At 63.1% G+C, this 17751-nt stretch carries 15 protein-coding genes; 8 read left to right on the top strand and 7 right to left on the bottom strand.

Annotated features, from left to right (window positions below; translation table 11 throughout):
• The first annotated feature begins 320 nt into the window (after window positions 1-320).
• Window positions 321-752, top strand: a complete 432-nt coding sequence (locus LDO54_RS18825) for a hypothetical protein (protein WP_224012190.1) — start codon at window positions 321-323, stop codon at window positions 750-752.
• 194 nt (window positions 753-946) lie between these two features.
• Here the strand turns inward: LDO54_RS18825 and LDO54_RS18820 are convergent, their stop codons facing one another.
• The gene (locus LDO54_RS18820; RefSeq protein WP_224012189.1) at window positions 947-1984 is read right to left on the bottom strand and encodes an AraC family transcriptional regulator; all 1038 of its coding nucleotides are present in this window, start codon (window positions 1982-1984) and stop codon (window positions 947-949) included.
• Between the two features lie 119 nt (window positions 1985-2103).
• Between LDO54_RS18820 and LDO54_RS18815 the strand changes: the two genes are divergently transcribed.
• The 4 genes from LDO54_RS18815 (at window position 2104) to LDO54_RS18800 (ending at window position 6114) form a co-directional block, all read left to right on the top strand.
• Entirely contained in the window at window positions 2104-3057 is a 954-nt protein-coding gene (locus LDO54_RS18815; protein ID WP_224012188.1) for a 3-keto-5-aminohexanoate cleavage protein, read from the top strand.
• Between the two features lie 84 nt (window positions 3058-3141).
• Window positions 3142-4488, top strand: coding sequence for an MFS transporter (locus LDO54_RS18810; protein WP_224012187.1), 1347 nt, complete (start codon window positions 3142-3144; stop codon window positions 4486-4488).
• A gap of 41 nt (window positions 4489-4529) precedes the next feature.
• Window positions 4530-5270 (top strand): 3-oxoacyl-ACP reductase FabG, encoded by a 741-nt coding sequence (fabG, locus tag LDO54_RS18805; protein ID WP_224012186.1) that lies wholly within the window; start codon window positions 4530-4532, stop codon window positions 5268-5270.
• A 52-nt stretch (window positions 5271-5322) separates the two neighbouring features.
• Window positions 5323-6114, top strand: a complete 792-nt coding sequence (locus LDO54_RS18800; protein WP_224012185.1) for an SDR family oxidoreductase — start codon at window positions 5323-5325, stop codon at window positions 6112-6114.
• Window positions 6115-6190: 76 nt separating this feature from the next.
• Here the strand turns inward: LDO54_RS18800 and LDO54_RS18795 are convergent, their stop codons facing one another.
• The 4 genes from LDO54_RS18795 to LDO54_RS18780 all read right to left on the bottom strand — a co-directional run bounded on the left by LDO54_RS18795 (window position 6191) and on the right by LDO54_RS18780 (window position 11245).
• The gene (locus LDO54_RS18795; protein ID WP_224012184.1) at window positions 6191-7666 is read right to left on the bottom strand and encodes an MmgE/PrpD family protein; all 1476 of its coding nucleotides are present in this window, start codon (window positions 7664-7666) and stop codon (window positions 6191-6193) included.
• Between the two features lie 81 nt (window positions 7667-7747).
• Window positions 7748-8485 carry an MmgE/PrpD family protein gene (locus tag LDO54_RS18790; protein WP_224012183.1) on the bottom strand — a complete coding sequence of 246 codons (738 nt, stop codon included), beginning with the start codon at window positions 8483-8485 and terminating at the stop codon, window positions 7748-7750.
• Window positions 8478-9833 (bottom strand): MmgE/PrpD family protein, encoded by a 1356-nt coding sequence (locus LDO54_RS18785; protein WP_224012182.1) that lies wholly within the window; start codon window positions 9831-9833, stop codon window positions 8478-8480. Before LDO54_RS18785 ends, LDO54_RS18790 begins: the two co-directional genes overlap by 8 nt.
• The gene (locus LDO54_RS18780; protein WP_224012181.1) at window positions 9830-11245 is read right to left on the bottom strand and encodes an MFS transporter; all 1416 of its coding nucleotides are present in this window, start codon (window positions 11243-11245) and stop codon (window positions 9830-9832) included. The genes LDO54_RS18785 and LDO54_RS18780 overlap by 4 nt, the downstream gene beginning before the upstream one ends.
• A gap of 209 nt (window positions 11246-11454) precedes the next feature.
• Between LDO54_RS18780 and LDO54_RS18775 the strand changes: the two genes are divergently transcribed.
• Together LDO54_RS18775 and LDO54_RS18770 are read left to right on the top strand one after the other, a co-directional pair.
• Window positions 11455-12147: a GntR family transcriptional regulator gene (locus LDO54_RS18775; protein WP_224012180.1), complete on the top strand. Its 693-nt coding sequence runs from the start codon at window positions 11455-11457 to the stop codon at window positions 12145-12147.
• Window positions 12148-12193: 46 nt separating this feature from the next.
• Window positions 12194-12928 carry an SGNH/GDSL hydrolase family protein gene (locus LDO54_RS18770; RefSeq protein ID WP_224012179.1) on the top strand — a complete coding sequence of 245 codons (735 nt, stop codon included), beginning with the start codon at window positions 12194-12196 and terminating at the stop codon, window positions 12926-12928.
• 20 nt (window positions 12929-12948) lie between these two features.
• Here LDO54_RS18770 and LDO54_RS18765 read toward each other — a convergent pair whose 3' ends face one another.
• Both LDO54_RS18765 and LDO54_RS18760 read right to left on the bottom strand, forming a co-directional pair.
• Window positions 12949-14268 carry a sensor histidine kinase gene (locus tag LDO54_RS18765; protein WP_224012178.1) on the bottom strand — a complete coding sequence of 440 codons (1320 nt, stop codon included), beginning with the start codon at window positions 14266-14268 and terminating at the stop codon, window positions 12949-12951.
• 31 nt (window positions 14269-14299) lie between these two features.
• A complete protein-coding gene (locus tag LDO54_RS18760) occupies window positions 14300-14983 on the bottom strand; it encodes a response regulator transcription factor (protein ID WP_224012177.1) in 684 nt (227 codons plus the stop codon).
• A 596-nt stretch (window positions 14984-15579) separates the two neighbouring features.
• Here LDO54_RS18760 and LDO54_RS18755 point away from each other — a divergent pair.
• Window positions 15580-17739, top strand: coding sequence for a TonB-dependent siderophore receptor (locus LDO54_RS18755; protein ID WP_224012176.1), 2160 nt, complete (start codon window positions 15580-15582; stop codon window positions 17737-17739).
• Window positions 17740-17751: the final 12 nt, after the last annotated feature.

Genomic DNA, 17751 nt, shown 5'->3' with positions numbered 1-17751 from the left:
TCCAGAACCCCGGTTTCTCCAAATGAGAGCCGGGGTTCTGGCGTTTGGGCGTGTGAATACAGAAAGCACAAACAAAAAAGCCGCCCACCAAGGCGGCTTTTTGCTTTCCAGACTGATACCTCACCGCATCGCCGACTCCTGCGCGACAAATTCCCGCGCGAACGGCAACTGCGCCCGAAGGTCCGCAGGCCGCCCAATCCTTACCATCGAAACACTGAGTAACCTTACGGGATTTTTCAGCACGCTTTACGACACCGTGAAGGGTTTATCGTTCGAACGCGCTAACCAATTAGCTGTTTCGAACAAGAGGAAACCACACGATGAAGAAAGAACTGTTTGCTATGGCGTTGATTGCGGTTGCCGCAACCGTATCGCTGCAAGCACGCGCCGACGAGCCGCTGGCGCCGCCCCCGCATGGCGCACCGGCGTTCGCAGGCGAGCCTGGCCTGCACCCGCCGTTTCCCGGCCCGGGCTTCGACGTCATCAACGATCTCGAGCAATTGCGCCGGCTCTACAGCCTGTCGGGTCACGCCGACGACATCGTGCAGGTCTATCACGAGGTGCTGAACAAGTCGCACGATCCCGTTGTGCGTCGCTTCACGTACGACGCGCTCGCACGTGAGCAACTGAAGCCGGCTGACCCCGCTGCGGCGATCGCGACGCTGCACGCGAGCCTCGAAGAAGACATCGAGCGCAGCAACAAGGCACCGCGCTTCGACGGCGCGCCAAAGAAGGACGCGCCGCGTCCCTGAGCGTCACGGTGGCCGTTCCAGTAGGCAACGGCAAGCCCGCCAAGCCGCCTGTCGCAAGACAGGCGCAGCCATTCCCCGCACGGTCCCGCAGGCGTGCGCGCCTTACGTTTCCTTATCGTTCCTTCCGGCGACCGCGACCGCGACCACGACCACGGTCACGGTCACGGTCACGGTCACGACCACAGCCACCCGCCTCACGCCTCTCCGTTCCCCCGCAGTTCGCCGGGCCCTTTTCCTGTCCATCGTTTCAGCGCTCGCCGAAAGTTGGCGGTATCGCTGAACCCCAACAGCATCGCGATATCGTCCGTGCTGAGCGGCGTGGTCTTCAGATATTCGAGCGACAGCGAGCGGCGCACGTCATCGAGGATGGCGAGAAATGAGGTCTCTTCGGCGAGCAGGCGCCGACGCAGCGTGCGCGTCGTCAGATGCATGGCATTCGCGACCTCGTCCATGCCCGGAAACACGCCGGGCTTGCTCATCAGGATCTGATAGACCTCGCCGGCCACGCCTGAGGAAGTCTTCGCCTGCCCGATCAACCGGTCGCAGGTTTCCTGGAGCAGCGTGGCCGTGAGCTTGTGCGCGAGTTGCGGCTTCTGGTCGAGAATCGCGCTGTCGTAGACCAGTTCGCATTGCGGTTCGCCGAAGAAACACGGACAGCCCAGATACTCGCCATAGAGATCGGCGTGCGGCGGCGCCGGATACGAGAAACTCGCCCGCACGGGCGGACAGTCGTGGCCCGCCACGTCCTGCAGATGCGTGACGTGCTGCATGTACTGCTGCTCGATGATGAACGCACCCAGCTCACGCGAAGGACTTGATACAAAGGCGTCAGGGAAGGTCCAGACCATCCGGTCCGGGTACTCGGTCCAGTCGATCGTGACCGTGGGCGTTGCGAGGCGGTGGTATTTCACGCCCAGCTTGAAATAGTCGCGCAGCGACAGGCAGGACATCAGCGCGTAGCCGTACATGCCATAGGCGGCGAGATGCAGCCGCCTGCCGACCTTGAACGGCGTGGCCGGGTCGCACGACAGCGACACCGCATTCCGGCACACCGTCGCGTACTGGCCGATCGACGTCATGACCGACGCGTCGTAGATCTCGCCGATCTCGACGCCCGTGCCCTTGAGGCTGTCCGCGGGCGCAATGCCCTGTTCCGACAAGACCTCTACCAGCGCGGCGATTTTGTACGGCGCGTAGATGCGCTCGTTGAGCGGTGGCCGTGTCGATGCCATGTCAAAGCCTCAATTTGTCCCCGAGGGACAGCGGGATGTCCGAAAATGACCTTATCGGCGCGATCCTACCTGACTACCATCGCTATCACAAGACAAGCTGAATCGAACCAGGAGACGCAATGATCGAAGCGAGCCGAAAGGTCATCATTTCATGTGCTGTGACGGGCGCAACGCACGTACCGTCGATGTCCGAGCATCTTCCGCTCACGCCCGCATCGATCCGCGAGCAGGCCATCGACGCGGCGCGCGCGGGCGCGGCGATCATCCATCTGCACGCGCGCCATCCCGAAGACGGACGCCCGACGCCGGACCCGGAAGTCTTCGCCGAATTTGTCCCCGAGATCGCCCAGGCCACCGACGCCGTCATCAACATCACGACGGGCGGCAGCACGCGCATGACGCTCGAGGAGCGGCTCGCGTATCCGCGCTTGCTGAAGCCGGAAATGTGCTCGCTGAACATGGGCTCGATGAACTTCTCGATTCATCCGCTCGCGCAGAAGATTACGTCGTGGCGCTACGGCTGGGAAAAGGACTTCGTGGAAGGCATGGAGGACATGATTTTCCGTAACACCTTCCGCGACATCAAAAAGATCATGCTCGAACTCGGCGAGCACGGCACGCGTTTCGAGTTCGAGTGCTACGACCTCGGGCATCTGTACAACCTCGCGCATTTCGTCGACGAAGGGCTCGTGAAGCCGCCGTTCTTCATTCAGTCGGTGTTCGGGATTCTGGGCGGCATGGGCCCGGACCCGGAGAACATGAGCGTCATGCGCACGACAGCGGATCGCCTGTTCGGCCGCGAAAACTATCAGTTCTCCGTACTAGGTGCAGGCCGACATCAGATGCCGCTCGTGACGATGGCGGCCATCATGGGCGGCAACGTGCGCGTCGGGCTCGAAGACAGCGTGTATTTGTCGAAGGGCGTCAAAGCCGAATCGAACGCGCAGCAGGTCGCGAAGATCCGGCGGATTCTGGAGGAACTGTCGTTCGAGATCGCGACGCCGGCAGAAGCGAGAGCGATGCTGGGTTTGAAGGGCGCCGACAAGGTGTCCTTCGAGGCCGCGCTAGCCTGAGACGCAGGCGCGGACCTCGGTCAAGGCAGTCGGCAATAGCAGTCAGTCACAACAAGAAAAGCCAGTTAATCAGGAGACACGGTTATGACGAGCGCTTCCGGTATTGAAAGCGCCGATGCCTTGCATCGGCTGGCCACGCGCAAGGCAATGGCGCGGCTCATTCCCTTGATGTGCGCGATCTACTTCATGTCGTTTCTCGATCGCACGAACGTTGCGCTCGCGAAAACGCAGCTCGCGATCGACGTGGGCATTCACGCGGCCGCTTATGGCCTGGGCGCGGGCATTTTCTTCATCGGCTATGCGCTGCTCGAAGTGCCGAGCAATCTCGCCGCGCATCGCTTCGGGCCGCGTCGCTGGATCGCGCGCATCGCCGTGAGCTGGGGCGTGCTCTCGACGCTCATGATGTTCGTGCAGGGCCCGTGGTCGTTCTACGTGCTGCGCGTGCTGCTCGGGATCGCCGAAGCCGGACTCTTTCCGGCCCTCATGTACATGGTGACGCTGTGGTTCGCGACGCAGGACCGGCCGGTTGCCGTGGGCTGGATCTACACGGCGCCGGCGCTCGCGCTCGTCATCGGCAGTCCGTTGGGCGGCGCGCTGATGCAGCTTTCCGGGCTTGGCGGCCTGCATGGCTGGCAGTGGATGTTCATGATCGAAGGCTTGCCGAGCATCGTCGTCGGCGTGCTGCTGTACTTCAAGCTGCCCGACCGTCCGCGCGACGCGCGCTGGCTTTCGCACGACGAGGCCAGTGTGCTGGAAACGCGCGCGGTCATCGATACGCACGGACACGCGGACCTGACGTCGGCCGACTGGGTCGCCGCGCTCAAGCGCCCGAGCACGGTGCTGATCGGCCTGATCTATTTTCTGAATCAGGTGGCGTTCGTCGGGCTCTACTTCTTCGCGCCCGCCATGATTCACCAGATGAACGTGACGTCGCCGTTCATGGTCGGGGTGCTGTCCGCGAGCGTGGGCGTCGGCTTCCTGCTGGGCGTGCTCGTGCTGCCGCGCATTCATCGGCGCGTGTCGAACGATTGCGGCTTCCTCGCGTGGCTCACGACAGGCGCGGTCGTGGGCGCGGCCGCTTATATGAGCGCGCACAGTCCGGCGGCGCGCATCGCGTGCCTCGTCGTCACGGCGTTCTTCGGCGGCGGCGTGCTGCCTTCGTACTGGTCGATCGCGATGAAGCGCGTGCAAGGCATCCAGGCTGCGGCGGCGCTCGCCTTCATCAATACGCTGGGCCTGCTGGGCGGATTCGCGGGACCGTATCTGTTCGGTCTCGCGGAAGCGGTCTCGGGCCGTAGCGATGCGGGCTTCACGGTGATACTCGTGGCGTCGATCGGCGGACTCGCGCTCGTGCCGCTGCTCGCCCGCGTGATTCGCCAGGAGAGCGGCAGGCCGTCACTGGCGGTGCCGGTCAGCGGCGCGCAACATTGAAATCGCGCACACGCAATCCAGATTCAAACAAGGGAACCAGAATGAGATTGAAGGGCAAGGTGGCGATCGTCACCGGAGCGGGGCAGGGAATCGGCGCGGCAACGGCGCTGAAGTTCGCGCGCGAAGGCGCGGTCGTCGCGATCTGCGATCTGAACGCGGACGCCGTGGCGCGCGTGGAAAGCGCGTGCCGCGAGGCGGGAACGCAGGCGCAGGGTTATGTGCTCGACGTCGCGAACCGGGACGCCATGGTGGCGATGGTCGCGGACGTGATCGCGCGTCATGGCCGGATCGACGTGCTCGTGAACAACGCGGGCATCACGCGCGACGCGCGTCTGCAGAAGATGACGCTCCAGCAGTTCGACGATGTGATCGATGTGAATCTGCGCGCCGTGTTCAACGCCACGCAGATCGTCGCCGACATCATGGTCGAGCAGGGCGCGGGCGTCGTGCTCAATGCGAGTTCGGTGGTGGGCATTTACGGCAACTACGGGCAGACGAATTACGCGGCCTCGAAGTTCGGCGTGATCGGCTTTACGAAAACATGGAGCCGCGAACTCGGGCCGAAGGGCGTGCGCGTGAATGCGGTGGCGCCGGGCTTTGTCGATACGCCGATTCTGTCGACGGTGCCCGATACGGTGCTCGACAAGATGCGCAGCCAGGTGCCGCTCGGCCGCCTCGCGCAACCCGAGGAAATCGCCAACGTCTACGCGTTTCTCGCGAGCGACGAAGCCAGCTATATCAACGGCGCGGTGCTGGAAGTGTCGGGCGGGATGACGCTTTGAACCGGGCCGCGGTCCGGATCGATTCACAAGAGAACACTGAACGAGGTCATGAATGGGTACGCTGGATCTTCTGAAACCGAGGCCCGGTTTGCGGGTGCTCGTCACGGGCGCGGCGACGGGCATTGGCGCGGCGATTGCCGATGCGTTTCTCGAAGCGCAGGCGCAGGTCACGATCTGCGACGTGGACCCGGTTGCCGTCGAAGCGGCGCAATCGCGCCATCCCGCGTTGCGCGCGCACGTGGCCGACGTCTCGAAGCGCGAGCAGGTCGATCGCGTGGTGGACGCCGCGGCGAGCGCGATGGGCGGCATCGATGTGCTCGTCAATAACGCGGGCATCGCGGGACCGACGGGCAGTATCGAAGATCTGGATTCCGAACAATGGGAGCGCACGGTATCGACCAATCTCGACAGCCAGTTTTATTTTCTGCGGCGCGCGGTGCCGGTGCTCAAGGCGTCGTCTGATTGCGCGAGCATCGTCGCGCTTTCGTCGGTGGCGGGGCGGCTCGGCTATGCGTTTCGGACACCTTACGCATCGACGAAATGGGCGATCGTGGGGCTCGTGAAGTCGCTCGCGGTCGAACTCGGACCGAGCGATATTCGGGTGAACGCGATTCTGCCCGGCGTGGTGGAGGGCGAGCGGATGAACCGCGTGATTGCCGCGCGCGCCGACGCGCTGGGCATTCCCTTCGAAGCAATGCGCGAAGAGTATCTGAAGAAGATCTCGCTACGGCGCATGGTGAGCGTCGACGATATCGCGGCGACGGCGTTGTTTCTCACCTCGCCGGCAGGCCGCAACATTACGGGGCAGGCGATCAGTGTGGATGGAAACGTCGAGTATCTGTGAGACGAAATTTGTGCGGCCGCTTCCGCCTGGATGACGCACGCGCCTGACACAAGGCAACCGCATCTGACGCGCGCGATCAAACGGTGAATAACCCGCGCAACGCGCGAATATCGCGTACGTCTTCCAGATGATTGATCTGCGCGATCAACCGCAGCGTCTTGTCCTTGCCGAGCACGGGCGCCATCAGGTCGCGCGCCTTGTCGTTCACGCCTTCCACGCTCAATGGATTTTCTTTCGTGCCCGGCGGAAAGCGCGTCGTGTGCGAAAGCGTGCGGCCGTCCGTGAGCGTCACATCCACGCGCGCACCGCGCGGCGCGGCCGGATCATCCAGCGTTTTATCGGCGACGACGCTGATCTTGCTGCGTAGCGCGATCATTTGCGGATCGCGCATCAGCGCCGCGTTGTGGCTGTCCGCGAACGACACCGCGCCTTTGACGAGCGCGACCGCCACCATATGCGCGCAATTCACGTCGGGCATCGAACTGTCGCCGACGATACCGACTGCATCGCTCGGCACATGCACGTCGATCTTGCTGACGTTTTCCGGCGTGAGACCGTTCTGCTTGCGGAGCGTGAGAAAGGCATCGAGCGGCGACTGAATCGGATAACCGACCGAGTACGTTTTAATCGCGGTTTCGGTGACGAAGAAGCGCTGGCCGAGACCGTCGAGCATCGCTTGCGGATTCGGCTGCGTCGAGAGCGCGATGAACAGGTTGTGCGTGCCGTCGAGCACGTCGGCGACACCCGTCATGCCCGATTGCACCATCGTCACCGCCTGCACGCCGTTGCGCGCGCCCATGCCCGCGAAGTCGAAAGCCTTTTCGATGTGGTCCTTGTCTTTCACCCAGCTCCACAAGCCCGATTCCTGCTGCGCGGCATACGAAATGGCAAAGCGCGTTTCGCGTTCGTCGAGTGACGCGAGCGCGGCGGCGGCGCCGACCGCGCCGAACGTCGAGGCCGTGCCTTCGGCGCTGCGATGCGAGGCCCGCACGCGGTCGGGGCCGAGCGCCATCAGCAGGCGGCACGCCATGTCGTAGCCCAGCGCGACCGCGCGGATGAACGCTTCGCCGCTACAGCCCGCGTGTTCGCCGATGGCGAGCGCGGCCGGCACGACCGAACTGCCCGGATGCGCCTTGGTGACGGGCTCGAAGTCGTCGGTTTCGTCGGAGTGCGCGCACATCGCGTTGGCGAGCGCCGCGTTCACGCAGGTCGTGCGCAGATCCGAAGCGATCACCGACGCTTGCGACGTGCCGCCGAGGCTGCGGACGTAGCGCGTAGCGAGTTCGCCGGGACGCATGCGAGAGCCGGAGACCATCGCGCCGAAGGTGTCGAGGATGTGGTTCTTGCACGCGGTGGCGACGGCCTCGGGCAGCGCCTGGCCGCGCGACGCTACGATGTAGCGCGCGAGTTGCGCAGTGACGTCGGTGGTGGCGTCGCCGGATGCGAGGGTATCGTCGGCGGCGAACGCGTTGCGCCAGCCCGGCAGTGACGTGGCGGCGAGCGCCGCCGCTGTTTGTAGAAAGCGCCGCCGTTCGAGCGGAAATCGCGCCATGCTTGTCTCCTGTTGTTGTTTTCGCCGATGCGCGCGCGTCGGCGTGCATCGGCGTACATCGGTCTTCAGCGTGCGATCGCGCTATTGCACGGACACCCAGCGTGAGCCGACACCGTCGACGATACTCGCCGCGTCGAACCGATAGGCCATTAACGCAGCGAGGCCGCGCCGACCGTCGATGGAAGCGGGCGCGCTCGTGAAGCCGTGCTTCGCGATCAGCGCGGCTTCGATCGCGTCGGCGGCCGCCTTGCCGGTCTCGATCGCGCGCATGGCGTGCGTGTCGTTGTGCGCGAGTCCGGCGGCTTGCGTGGCGGCCACGCCCAGCGCGTGACGCGCGCGCGTCGCGTCGAGTCCATAGAGCCGCGCGGCGGCGAGCACCGCGCCCAGTATTCCGAGCGACGACGCCACGTTCCAGCGCGCGCGGAATTCGCTGCTGTCCACGGCGGCGAGCACACGCGTGGCCGCTTCGATGCCGATGGCGGCGGCTTCGGCGATGGCCGCTTCGCTTGCGCCCGTTGCCTCGCCAATCGCGATCGCCACGGCGAGCACTGGCGCGTCGAACGTGGACGCCTCGGCATGCGCAAGCGTTGCGCCGATCGTCCACGCACGCACGCGAAGATCGGCGGCCGCGCTGCCTTGCGATTGCAACAGCGCCGACAGTTGCGCAGCAATGGCGCTTTCATCGCGCAGATGCGAGCGGGCTTGCGAGAGCCGTGTATTCGCGGCTTCAATCGCAGCGTTAGCGGAGGCGTCGAGCGAACCGCAGGCCAGCGCGGTCAGCGCATCGGAGACGGCGGAATGGTGTACGGCTTCATGCATGGTTCAGTTCCTCTTGCGGCGCGCAGAGCGCGAACAACGTATCGAGCGACGGCGCGGCGTCGATCGTTTCGACGGCCGTGGCCAGCCTCGCAGCAACGCCATCGCCCAGCAGCGGATCGATCAGCAGGCGCACTTTCTCCATCAGTTCTTTGTCGGTGAGCGGGCGGGCGAGACTGCCGCGCGCGTGCTCGACGTGATGTTCGAGCACCTCGCCGCGCTTGAGCGTCGCGCGAATGAAGACCTCGTCGCGATTCACCGAAGCATCGGGCGCGAGCGTCGTCAGCGCACGCACGCGCCGCACGTCGTCCTGCACCACGCGCGCGTCCTCGTACTGCGCGAGGCCAACTCGCTTGTCGCACAGCGCGGCGGCCACACCGTGGATCGCGGAGAAGCGCGCCTGCAAGCCGTCCTTCGGCTGCGGATTGCCCATCAGTTCCGGCACGAGCGGATGGCAGCGCAGCACAATTGTTTCGATATCCTCAGCGTTGCCGATGTGCGGCGCAAGCGCGAGACCCGAATCGATGGCCGGATGCGCGACGATCCCGCATGGATACGGTTTATACGTGTTGAACAGCAGTTCCCAGCGCTCGCCGAACGCGCCGTTCATCTGCTCGAAATCGACGCGCGTCGACATCGAATGCGCATAACCGCCCGGCGCTTCGAAGATATCGTCAGCCGCCTGCTGACCCGCGAGCGCGAGCCGCGCGGCGGCGATGCCGTTGGCGGCGGCCTTGCCCGGGTGATACGGCTTGGTCATCGTGCCGAAGGCCTCGCGCTGGCCGACGAACATCGACGCCGCAATCGCGACGGCTTGCGTCAGTTGCGTTTCGTTCAGGCCGAGCAGCAGGGCCGCCGTCACCGCACAGCCGATCACGCCGCAGGTGCCGGTGATGTGCCAGCCGCGGTCGTAATGCTCGGGCGAGATCGACACGCCCACGCGCAACTGCGCTTCGCAGCCGAGCGCGAACGCGCTGAGCGCGGCGCGTCCCGTCGGCTGCGTTTCCGGCGCGAGCGCGGTGATGACGGCGAGAACCGACGCGGCCGGATGAATCACCGTCGCGAGATGGGTATCGTCGAAATCGTCGAGATGCCCTGCGAAACCCGTGGCGAGCGCGGAAAAATGCACGTCCACGCGTTCCGTGCGGCCCGGCACCGGCGCGCGCGGCGCGACGCCGAGATCGCGCGCGGCGGCGAGTATCGCGTCCACGCCCGGATGGCGCGACGCGCCAATCGAGGTGCCGATCACGTTGATGAGAGAACGTTGCGCTTCGCGCGCGACGTTCGCGGGCAGCGGGCGCTGCGCAAGGGCATGGAGACCGTGCGCAAAGGCGGCGGCGATCACACTCATTGGGACAACTCCTCCAGACGGACGCCGTTGGTGCGCGGACCGAGCGCGCCCACCATCACGACGATGACCAACATCGCTGACGAAATCAGCACGAACACGGCGGGCACGCCCGAATGCTTGAGCAGCGCCGCCACCCAGAAGCCGACGAAGATCGAACTGAGCCGGCTCCAGCTAAAGACGAAACCGACGGCGCGTGCGCGAAAGCGCGTCGGGTACAGCTCGGCCTGATAGGTGTGGAAGATGCCGATCAGCCAGTTGTTGGCGATCGTCACGGCCGCGCCGCACAGCAGGATCGGCAGCGGTTCGCGCGCCATGCCGAACAGCACGCCCGCCACCGCCACGACGATCGCACAGCCCACCAGCTGCCACTTGCGCTGCACGCGCTCGGCGAACAGCATCGCGCCGATGGCGCCGAGCGGCGTCGTGAACGCGATCATCATCGTGTAGAGCAGCGAATGCGTGAGCGTGATGCCCTTCGTGAACAGCAGCACCGGCACCCATGCGCCGAAACCGTACACGCCGAACGTCTGGAAGAAGTTGAAGCACGACAGCATGATCGTGCGCGGCAGATAGCGGCCGCGCCACATATCGCGCCACGAAGCCGTGTTGTCGGTCGCTTCGGCGCGCGGTGCATCCGGCGCGGGCGCACTGAGACGCTGGCCCGTTTCCGCGACCACGCGCCGCTCGATATCGTCGACGATCGCGCGCGCTTCGGCGAGCCGTCCCTGGCTTTCGAGCCAGCGCGGCGACTCGGGCAGGCCGCGCCGCACGAACCAGATCAGCACCGCGCCGCCCGCGCCGATGATCATCACCCAGCGCCAGCCTTCGAGACCCAGCGCCGTGTACGGCACGAGCAGATACGAAAGCACGGCGACGGTCGGCACGGACGTGAGGATCACGAGAATGCTGAAGGCCGAATAACGGCCGCGCGTGTGATTGGGCGTCAGCTCGGAAATATAAGTGTCGACAGTAATCAGTTGCACGCCGATGCCGATACCGGCGACGAAACGCCAGGCGTCCATCGCGACCGGCGAAGTCTGGAACGCGGCGGCGAGCGTCGCCACCGAATAGACCAGCATCGCCACGGTGAAGACAGCGCGGCGGCCGAGCCGGTCCGTGAATCCGCCCAGCGCGACGGTGCCCACGAACATGCCTGCGAAGAACGAGCCGAGGAAGCTCGCGAAGCCGTTCACGTCGAACATGCTCGTCGTGGTGGCGCGGTAGAGGCCGCTATGAATCAGGCCGAGCGAGATATAGGCGGCCATGAACATCTCGTAGAACTCGAACCAGCCGCCGATGGCGATGCGCGCGACGAGACCGCGAAAGTAGCGGGTCGGCGGCAGCCGGTCGAGCCGCGCGGATACGCACGCGTCGACCCCGCCGGCCAAGGCGACCTCTTTCTCCAGATACATGAATGTCTCCGATAGTGATGGTGCGTCTTTTTGTGAGTGTCGACACTTGATTCAGTGTATGTCGTTTACGAATCGAAATTCAAGAAAAATCCTGGTAAGTGTATACACTAGAGGGTGTGGCTGATCCCGGCATCGGTGCCGGCGGGCAGTTGGTAGAATCGGCGGGCCGGCGCGCAAGGCGCCTCGTGGAGACAGGAAAGGAAGCGCACATGACGGAAAGCGACGCCGTGCTAATGGATACCGACGACATGCCGGAGGCGGGCGGTGACAGCCCGCGCGTCGCGGAAATCGTGGACTGGGTGGCGCGCGGCATCATCGAAGGCCGCCTGCAGCCAGGCGACGATCTGAATTCGGTCGAACTCGCCCGGCGCTTCGGCGTGAGCCGCACGCCGGTGCGCGAGGCGCTGTTCGTGCTGCATCGCGAACGCATGGTCGACTGGTCGCCGAGACGGCGTCCGCGCGTGGCGGCGATGAGCCTCAAGGACGTGCGCGAGATCTATCATCTGCGTGCGATGCTTTACGCGCAGGTGTCGCTCGCGATCGTCGAGCACGCGACCGACGACGACATCGCATCGCTCTGGCGCGCGCACGGCGTGCTGGCGGAGGCCGCCGCGAAAGGCGACGTCGATGCGTATTTCTGGGCCAATGTCGCGTTTCGCGACGAGGAACTGCGCGTGAGCCGCAACGCGATCTTCAAGGAAGTGCTCGACTCCATGCGTATGCGCACGAACCGGATGCGCCATCTGAGCACGTCATTGCCGGGCCGCATGCAGCGTTCGTGCACCGATCATCAGCGGCTGTGCGAAGCGTATGCGGAGCGCGACGGCACGCTCGCCGCCGCGCTCAACCGTTCGATCGTGATGGGCGCGTTGAAGTCGATCGAAAATATCTGGGTGGCTTGACCGATCTGGCGGATCGGCAACTCACTTTGGTGGCGAGGACATCGGGATGAACGTCTGGATCGAACGCACGCTCTTGATCATGCTGGCGCCCGTGCTCGCGATACAGGGCGTTTACACGCGGAAGGTGACACCAAAATTGCCAGAACCGCCGGGCCCGCGCGAAGGTCGAGCGGGGCAGGGTTCTGTGCTGAAACTCCTGATCGTGGGTGATTCGGCAGCCGCAGGTGTCGGCGTGGAGCATCAACACAATGCGTTAGCGGGGCAGCTTGTGGCCGCGCTAGCGCCGCAATTCGAATTGCACTGGAAGGTGATCGCACAAACAGGCTATACGACGCGCGATGTGTTGAGGCGGCTCGAACATGAACCCGGGCAGGCATTCGACCTGGTCGTGCTCTCGCTCGGCGTCAATGACGTCACCAGCGCGGTCCGTACCGGCAAGTGGCTCGCTCAGCAACGGGACTTGCTGGCGCTCCTGCAACAACGCTTCCTTGCGCAGCATGTGATCGTGAATGCCGTCCCGCCGATGGAGCGATTTACCGCGCTTGCGCAACCGCTGCGCGCGATCCTCGGCGCGCGCGCCCATCGCTTCAATGCAAGTCTGGCAAGTGTCGTGGATCAATGGCCTGGCTGCGAGCTGGTGCGCCCAACGCTACCGTCAGGGCGCGAGGCGCTGGCGGACGATGGGTTTCACCCAGGGCGATCGGCGTACCGCGAATGGGCGCGCCACCTCGCCGAAAGAATCGCTGCCTGGGAGCGTGGCAGGCGGGTAACCGATTTGTGACGGGTGCGTTGCCGTCACGGTTAATCGACGATGCCGTCTGCTTGAACCAGCATAACGCGGCAGCCTGCTTCGATGCGATCGAACGCCAGGCTCATGCCGTGCATCGCGGCGACTGCGTTCGCGAGACTCAGACCAAGACCGTTTCCGGGAGTATGGCGGCTAGCCTCACCCCGATAAAATCGTCGCAACACCGCTTGATGCTCGGCTTCAGGAATGCCTGGACCATTGTCATGAACGGATAAATGAACGCGACCTTGAAGACGGATGAGACTGACCGTAACCGTCCCACCGATCGGCGAAAATTTGATCGCATTCTCAATCAGATTCGCCAGCGCTTCAAACAACAGGTTCGGATCTCCTTCCAAAGCGAATTCACCACCGCCTTCAATTTCGCATCGGTAAATCAGTGCTTTTTCTTCAGCCGATGCTTCGTAGTATTCGTACACATCCTTTACGATACCGGCGAGATCGACCGGCACGAACGACTGGCGGCGCACACCGCTTTCGACTTCCGAAATTCGAAGCAGGGCGTTGAACGTGTGACGCATGCCGGTCGCTTCGACGAGCGTATCGTCGAGCGCCTGACGATAATCGTCAATTGTCTGGCCACGCCGCTGCACCCGTTCGAGTCCGGCGATCATCGACGTCAGCGGCGTGCGCAGATCGTGTGCAATGGCATCGCAAACGCCTTTTACCTCATTCATCAAGCGCTCGATTTCGTCGAGCATGCCGTTGACCACGCGTACCAGACTCTCCAGATCGTCGTGCCGCCGATGCGTCGGCAGACGTTGCGAGAGATCGCCTCCCACGATTTGCCTGATTGTCGCCGTGACCGCATCCAGACGCCGAAGCGAACCCAGTCCGATCGCGGCGGCTCCGATCAAGCCAATCGCGAGGGCGAAAAGCGCGCCAATGAGCAGCACCTTGACGAGGCCGATGTTAAAGCTGTCGAGTTCGAGTGTGTTTTGGCATCGCAGGGCGATTTGATCGCCCGGCAGTTTTGCGGCAATACAGCGCGCAGTCTGATTGATCGGCCCGTCGTGCAAGCGGATGGCGAATGGCTTTCCCACATAAGGAATATCGCGCGGCAATGTTGTCAGAGAGCCGGCAATATAGTGGCCGCCGTTTCCGAACAGGCCGTTTGGCCGTTGCTGGTCGGGATCGCTTTGACGAAGCACGTCGAAGAGCGCGGACAGCCGTTGCGGTGAACTGCGCTGCATGGCGACGTATTCGCGACCTAACCAGTCATCCACACGCTGTGTTTCGAAACCGGAGATCGAAAAATACAGATAGGCAAACAGCGGCACCGAAATGCCGCCGAAAATGCCGAGGAATAACACCGAAAGCCGAAAGCTCGTGGTCCGTCGAAGATCAATCAGGCGAACGAAGCACATAGCCGGACCCACGAACGGTATGAATGATGGGCACCGATCCCGTCGGGTCGAGCTTTCTTCTCAGGCGACTGATATGCACGTCGATCACATTGGTGCGCTCGCCGACGCGGTAATTCCAGACCGCTTCAAACAGCATCGTGCGGCTGACCACTTGTCCTTCGCGACGGATCATATATTCCAGAATCCGGTACTCGCGCGGCAACAGTTCGACCTCTTTGCCTGCATAGACCACGGTGCGGTTGACGAGATCGACGTTCAGCTCGCCGATGCGATACGCCGTCTCGTGCGCGGAGGTCTGCGAGCGGCGAACCAGGGAATCGAGCCGCGCTGTCAATTCGATGTATTCAAATGGCTTCACGAGATAGTCGTCGCCGCCCGCGCGCAATCCCTTCACGCGCTCGTCGACCGTCGACAATGCGCTGAGGATCAACACGGGCGTCGTCGTCGCCGCCTCGCGAAGCGCGCTCAGCACGTCGAGGCCTTCCATACCGCCGGGCAGCATGCGGTCGAGAATGATCGCATCGAGCGGGCGCGAAGTCGCCTGCGCGATGCCTTCCGCGCCTGTGGCTGCGGTTTCGACCATGTAGCCGTGGTCCTCCAGCGCGACCTTGATTTCGCGAAGTGTTTTTGCGTCGTCTTCGACGACGAGTACTGTTGGCATAGCGATCGCTCTTCAAAAATCCTGCAGGAAGGCCCGAAAAGCCCCCGTCAAACATTAAATAAAGTTCATTAAACGCAGTTCATGTCATTGATTTTTCGAAGGAATTGCCAAATCTGAATTTTTAAAGTATAAATACGAACCATTCTCATTTTAGCAGCGAGCACGCCTCCATGACAGTTCGTGCAGAGGCGCGCGACCAGAACACGGGGTACCACGCCCGGTCATGTCGTCGCGCATGCGTACCTATGTCGGCAGACATGATGATTAGCATTCCTATTGTGTCAGGTCACATCTCCGCAGTGGAGATCGACCGGAATATTCGCGAGTTGGCCGATAAGCGGGCCGCTCTCCGCGCGGTGCTTTCCGTCATGCACGCTTCCGGCTAATCCGCTACACGCCCGGCCGATATTCGCCTTCGCGCCTGCCTGGGCGGACGTGTCTCCAGTCCTGGCCGAATCCATTTTCTCAATGTGTCGCCCAGTTCGAATGCCCGGCATTCGATGGCGCAGCTTTGCGCGTTACTTTCTCTTCTCTCCGTCATGAATCGATCTTCTCGCCAAATTCGTCGTGCCGCCTCGGTCCGGCAACGCTCCGCCTTGAAACGACGCCGATCCATCGCCGTTGCGCTGACCGTGGTCGCTTACGGTGGTTTCGCCGATGGCCGCGCTTTCGCGGACGAACCTGTCGCGACGCCTGGCGTGGCCGCGTCGTCGCCCGCTGCCGCGAGCGAGCCGGAAGAGGGCGCGACATTGGCGCCGGTTGTGATCAAGACGGCGAAGGAGCCAGCAGCCAGCACGTACGCGCCGAAAACGGTTCAGACGGGCCAATATCGCGGACTCGACGCGCTCGACGTTCCCGCCACCGTGAGCGTCGTCACGAGCGAGGTGCTGAAAGCACAGGCCGCGACGGGCCTGTACGACGCGCTGCGCAATGTCGCGGGCGTCACACGTCAGCAGCTGAGCGGCATTTCGTATGACCAGCTTTCTATTCGTGGCATTGCACTGGACAACCGCCAAAGCTATTACATCGACGGCGTGCTGCCCATCGACAACAACATCTGGATGCCGATGGAGGATAAGGAGCGCGTCGAAGTGCTGAAAGGGGCCTCGGCGTTGTACTACGGCTTCGCGGTGCCGGCCGGGATCGTCAACATGGTGATGAAGCGCGCGGGCGATACGCCGGTGACGTCGGTATCGACGCTGGTCGACTCGCATGGTTCGGTCGGCGCGCACGTCGATATTGCGCGGCGCTTTGGTGTGGACAAGCAGTTCGGTATTCGCGTCAATGCGATGGCCGAGCACGTCGAGACGCCAATCGACGGCGACCGCGGTTATCGCATGTTCGAGAGCGTCGCGCTCGACTGGAAGCCGACGAATCGGTTGACGCTCAAGTACGACCTTGAGCACATCGATCAGCGCGTGGTCGAGCAGGCCGGTATTACGCCGCTCACTGCCGTCAACGGCGTGATCACGCTGCCCTCGCTGCCCGACGCGTCGAAATTGCTGGTGCCGAACGACAAGCCCACCACGTCGACCGCGATCGCACAGATTCTGCGCGCCGATTATCTAATCAACGACAACTGGAGCGCCAACGTTTCGATTGGTCAGTCGATCACGCAACGCAATCGCTGGCTCTGGATTTTCCAGAAGTACAACGTCGATACGGGGACGGGCCAATTGCAGGGCAGCCAGCAGAACGGTCAGTTCTACGAGAACAAGAACGTGCGCGCGGAAATCAACGGCCTTTTCGACACCGGGCCTTTCACGCACGACGTGACGTTCGGCGTCAACGAGAACTGGCTATTCCAGCCTGATTTCACGACTTACTATTACACGGCCACGCAAAGCCTGTATGACCCGGTCAGTATCACGAGTTTGACGCGAGGTTCGTCGAAGGCCTTTTACGCGCAACATATCAGTAACCAGGGCGTCTACCTTTTCGATCGCATCGGACTGACGAAGAACCTCGATTTCACAGCGGGCGTGCGCTATTCGTCGTATCACGCGACGCAAGCGAAAACCGTGACGCAGGATGTGAATCACACGTCGCCGTCGGCGAGCATCGTGTACAAGATCACGCCGCAAACGAGCGTCTATACGAGCTATATCGAAGGTCTGGAGTCGGCTGGCAGCGCACCGGCGACGGCGACCAACGCGTATCAGGTGTTGCCTGCGGCGGTGAGCAAACAAGTAGAAGTCGGACTGAGGCATCGCTTCAACAACGGCGCGCTGGCGTCGATCGCCGCGTTCCAGATTCGTCAGCCCTCGGCGAGCACGGATGCAGACGGCGTCTACGCGCTGAATGGCGTCGGCCGCTATCGCGGCATCGAGTTTTCGTTTCAGGGTGACATCACGCGCGATCTCTCGATCGTCACGACCGGCATGTGGCTCGATGCGACGCTCGTCGACAGCACGGATGCCACGACGCTCGGCAAGCGCCCGGAAAATACGCCGCGTTATACCGGCAGCGTATTTCTGAATTATCGCGTCCCGCATCTTTATGGTTTTTCGATTAACGGCGGCGCGTATTTCGTGGGTCAGCGGCCGATCAACGATGCGAATCAGGCCTATATCCCCGGCTATACGCTGTTTTCGGCGGGCGCTCGCTACGAGACGAGTCTGTTTGGACGCAACGCCACGTTCCAGTTGAATGTCGAGAATGCATTCAATAAACACTACTGGGCATCGGCGGGATCGAGCCAATTGGGCATTGGGCTCGAACGGACCATTTCGCTGACCTCGACAATCGATTTCTGATAGGAAAACCAC

It is taken from the genome of Paraburkholderia tropica, from assembly GCF_914484835.1.
Taxonomy (GTDB): Bacteria; Pseudomonadota; Gammaproteobacteria; order Burkholderiales; family Burkholderiaceae; genus Paraburkholderia; species Paraburkholderia tropica_A.
This window is presented reverse-complemented; position numbering and strand designations above follow the sequence as displayed.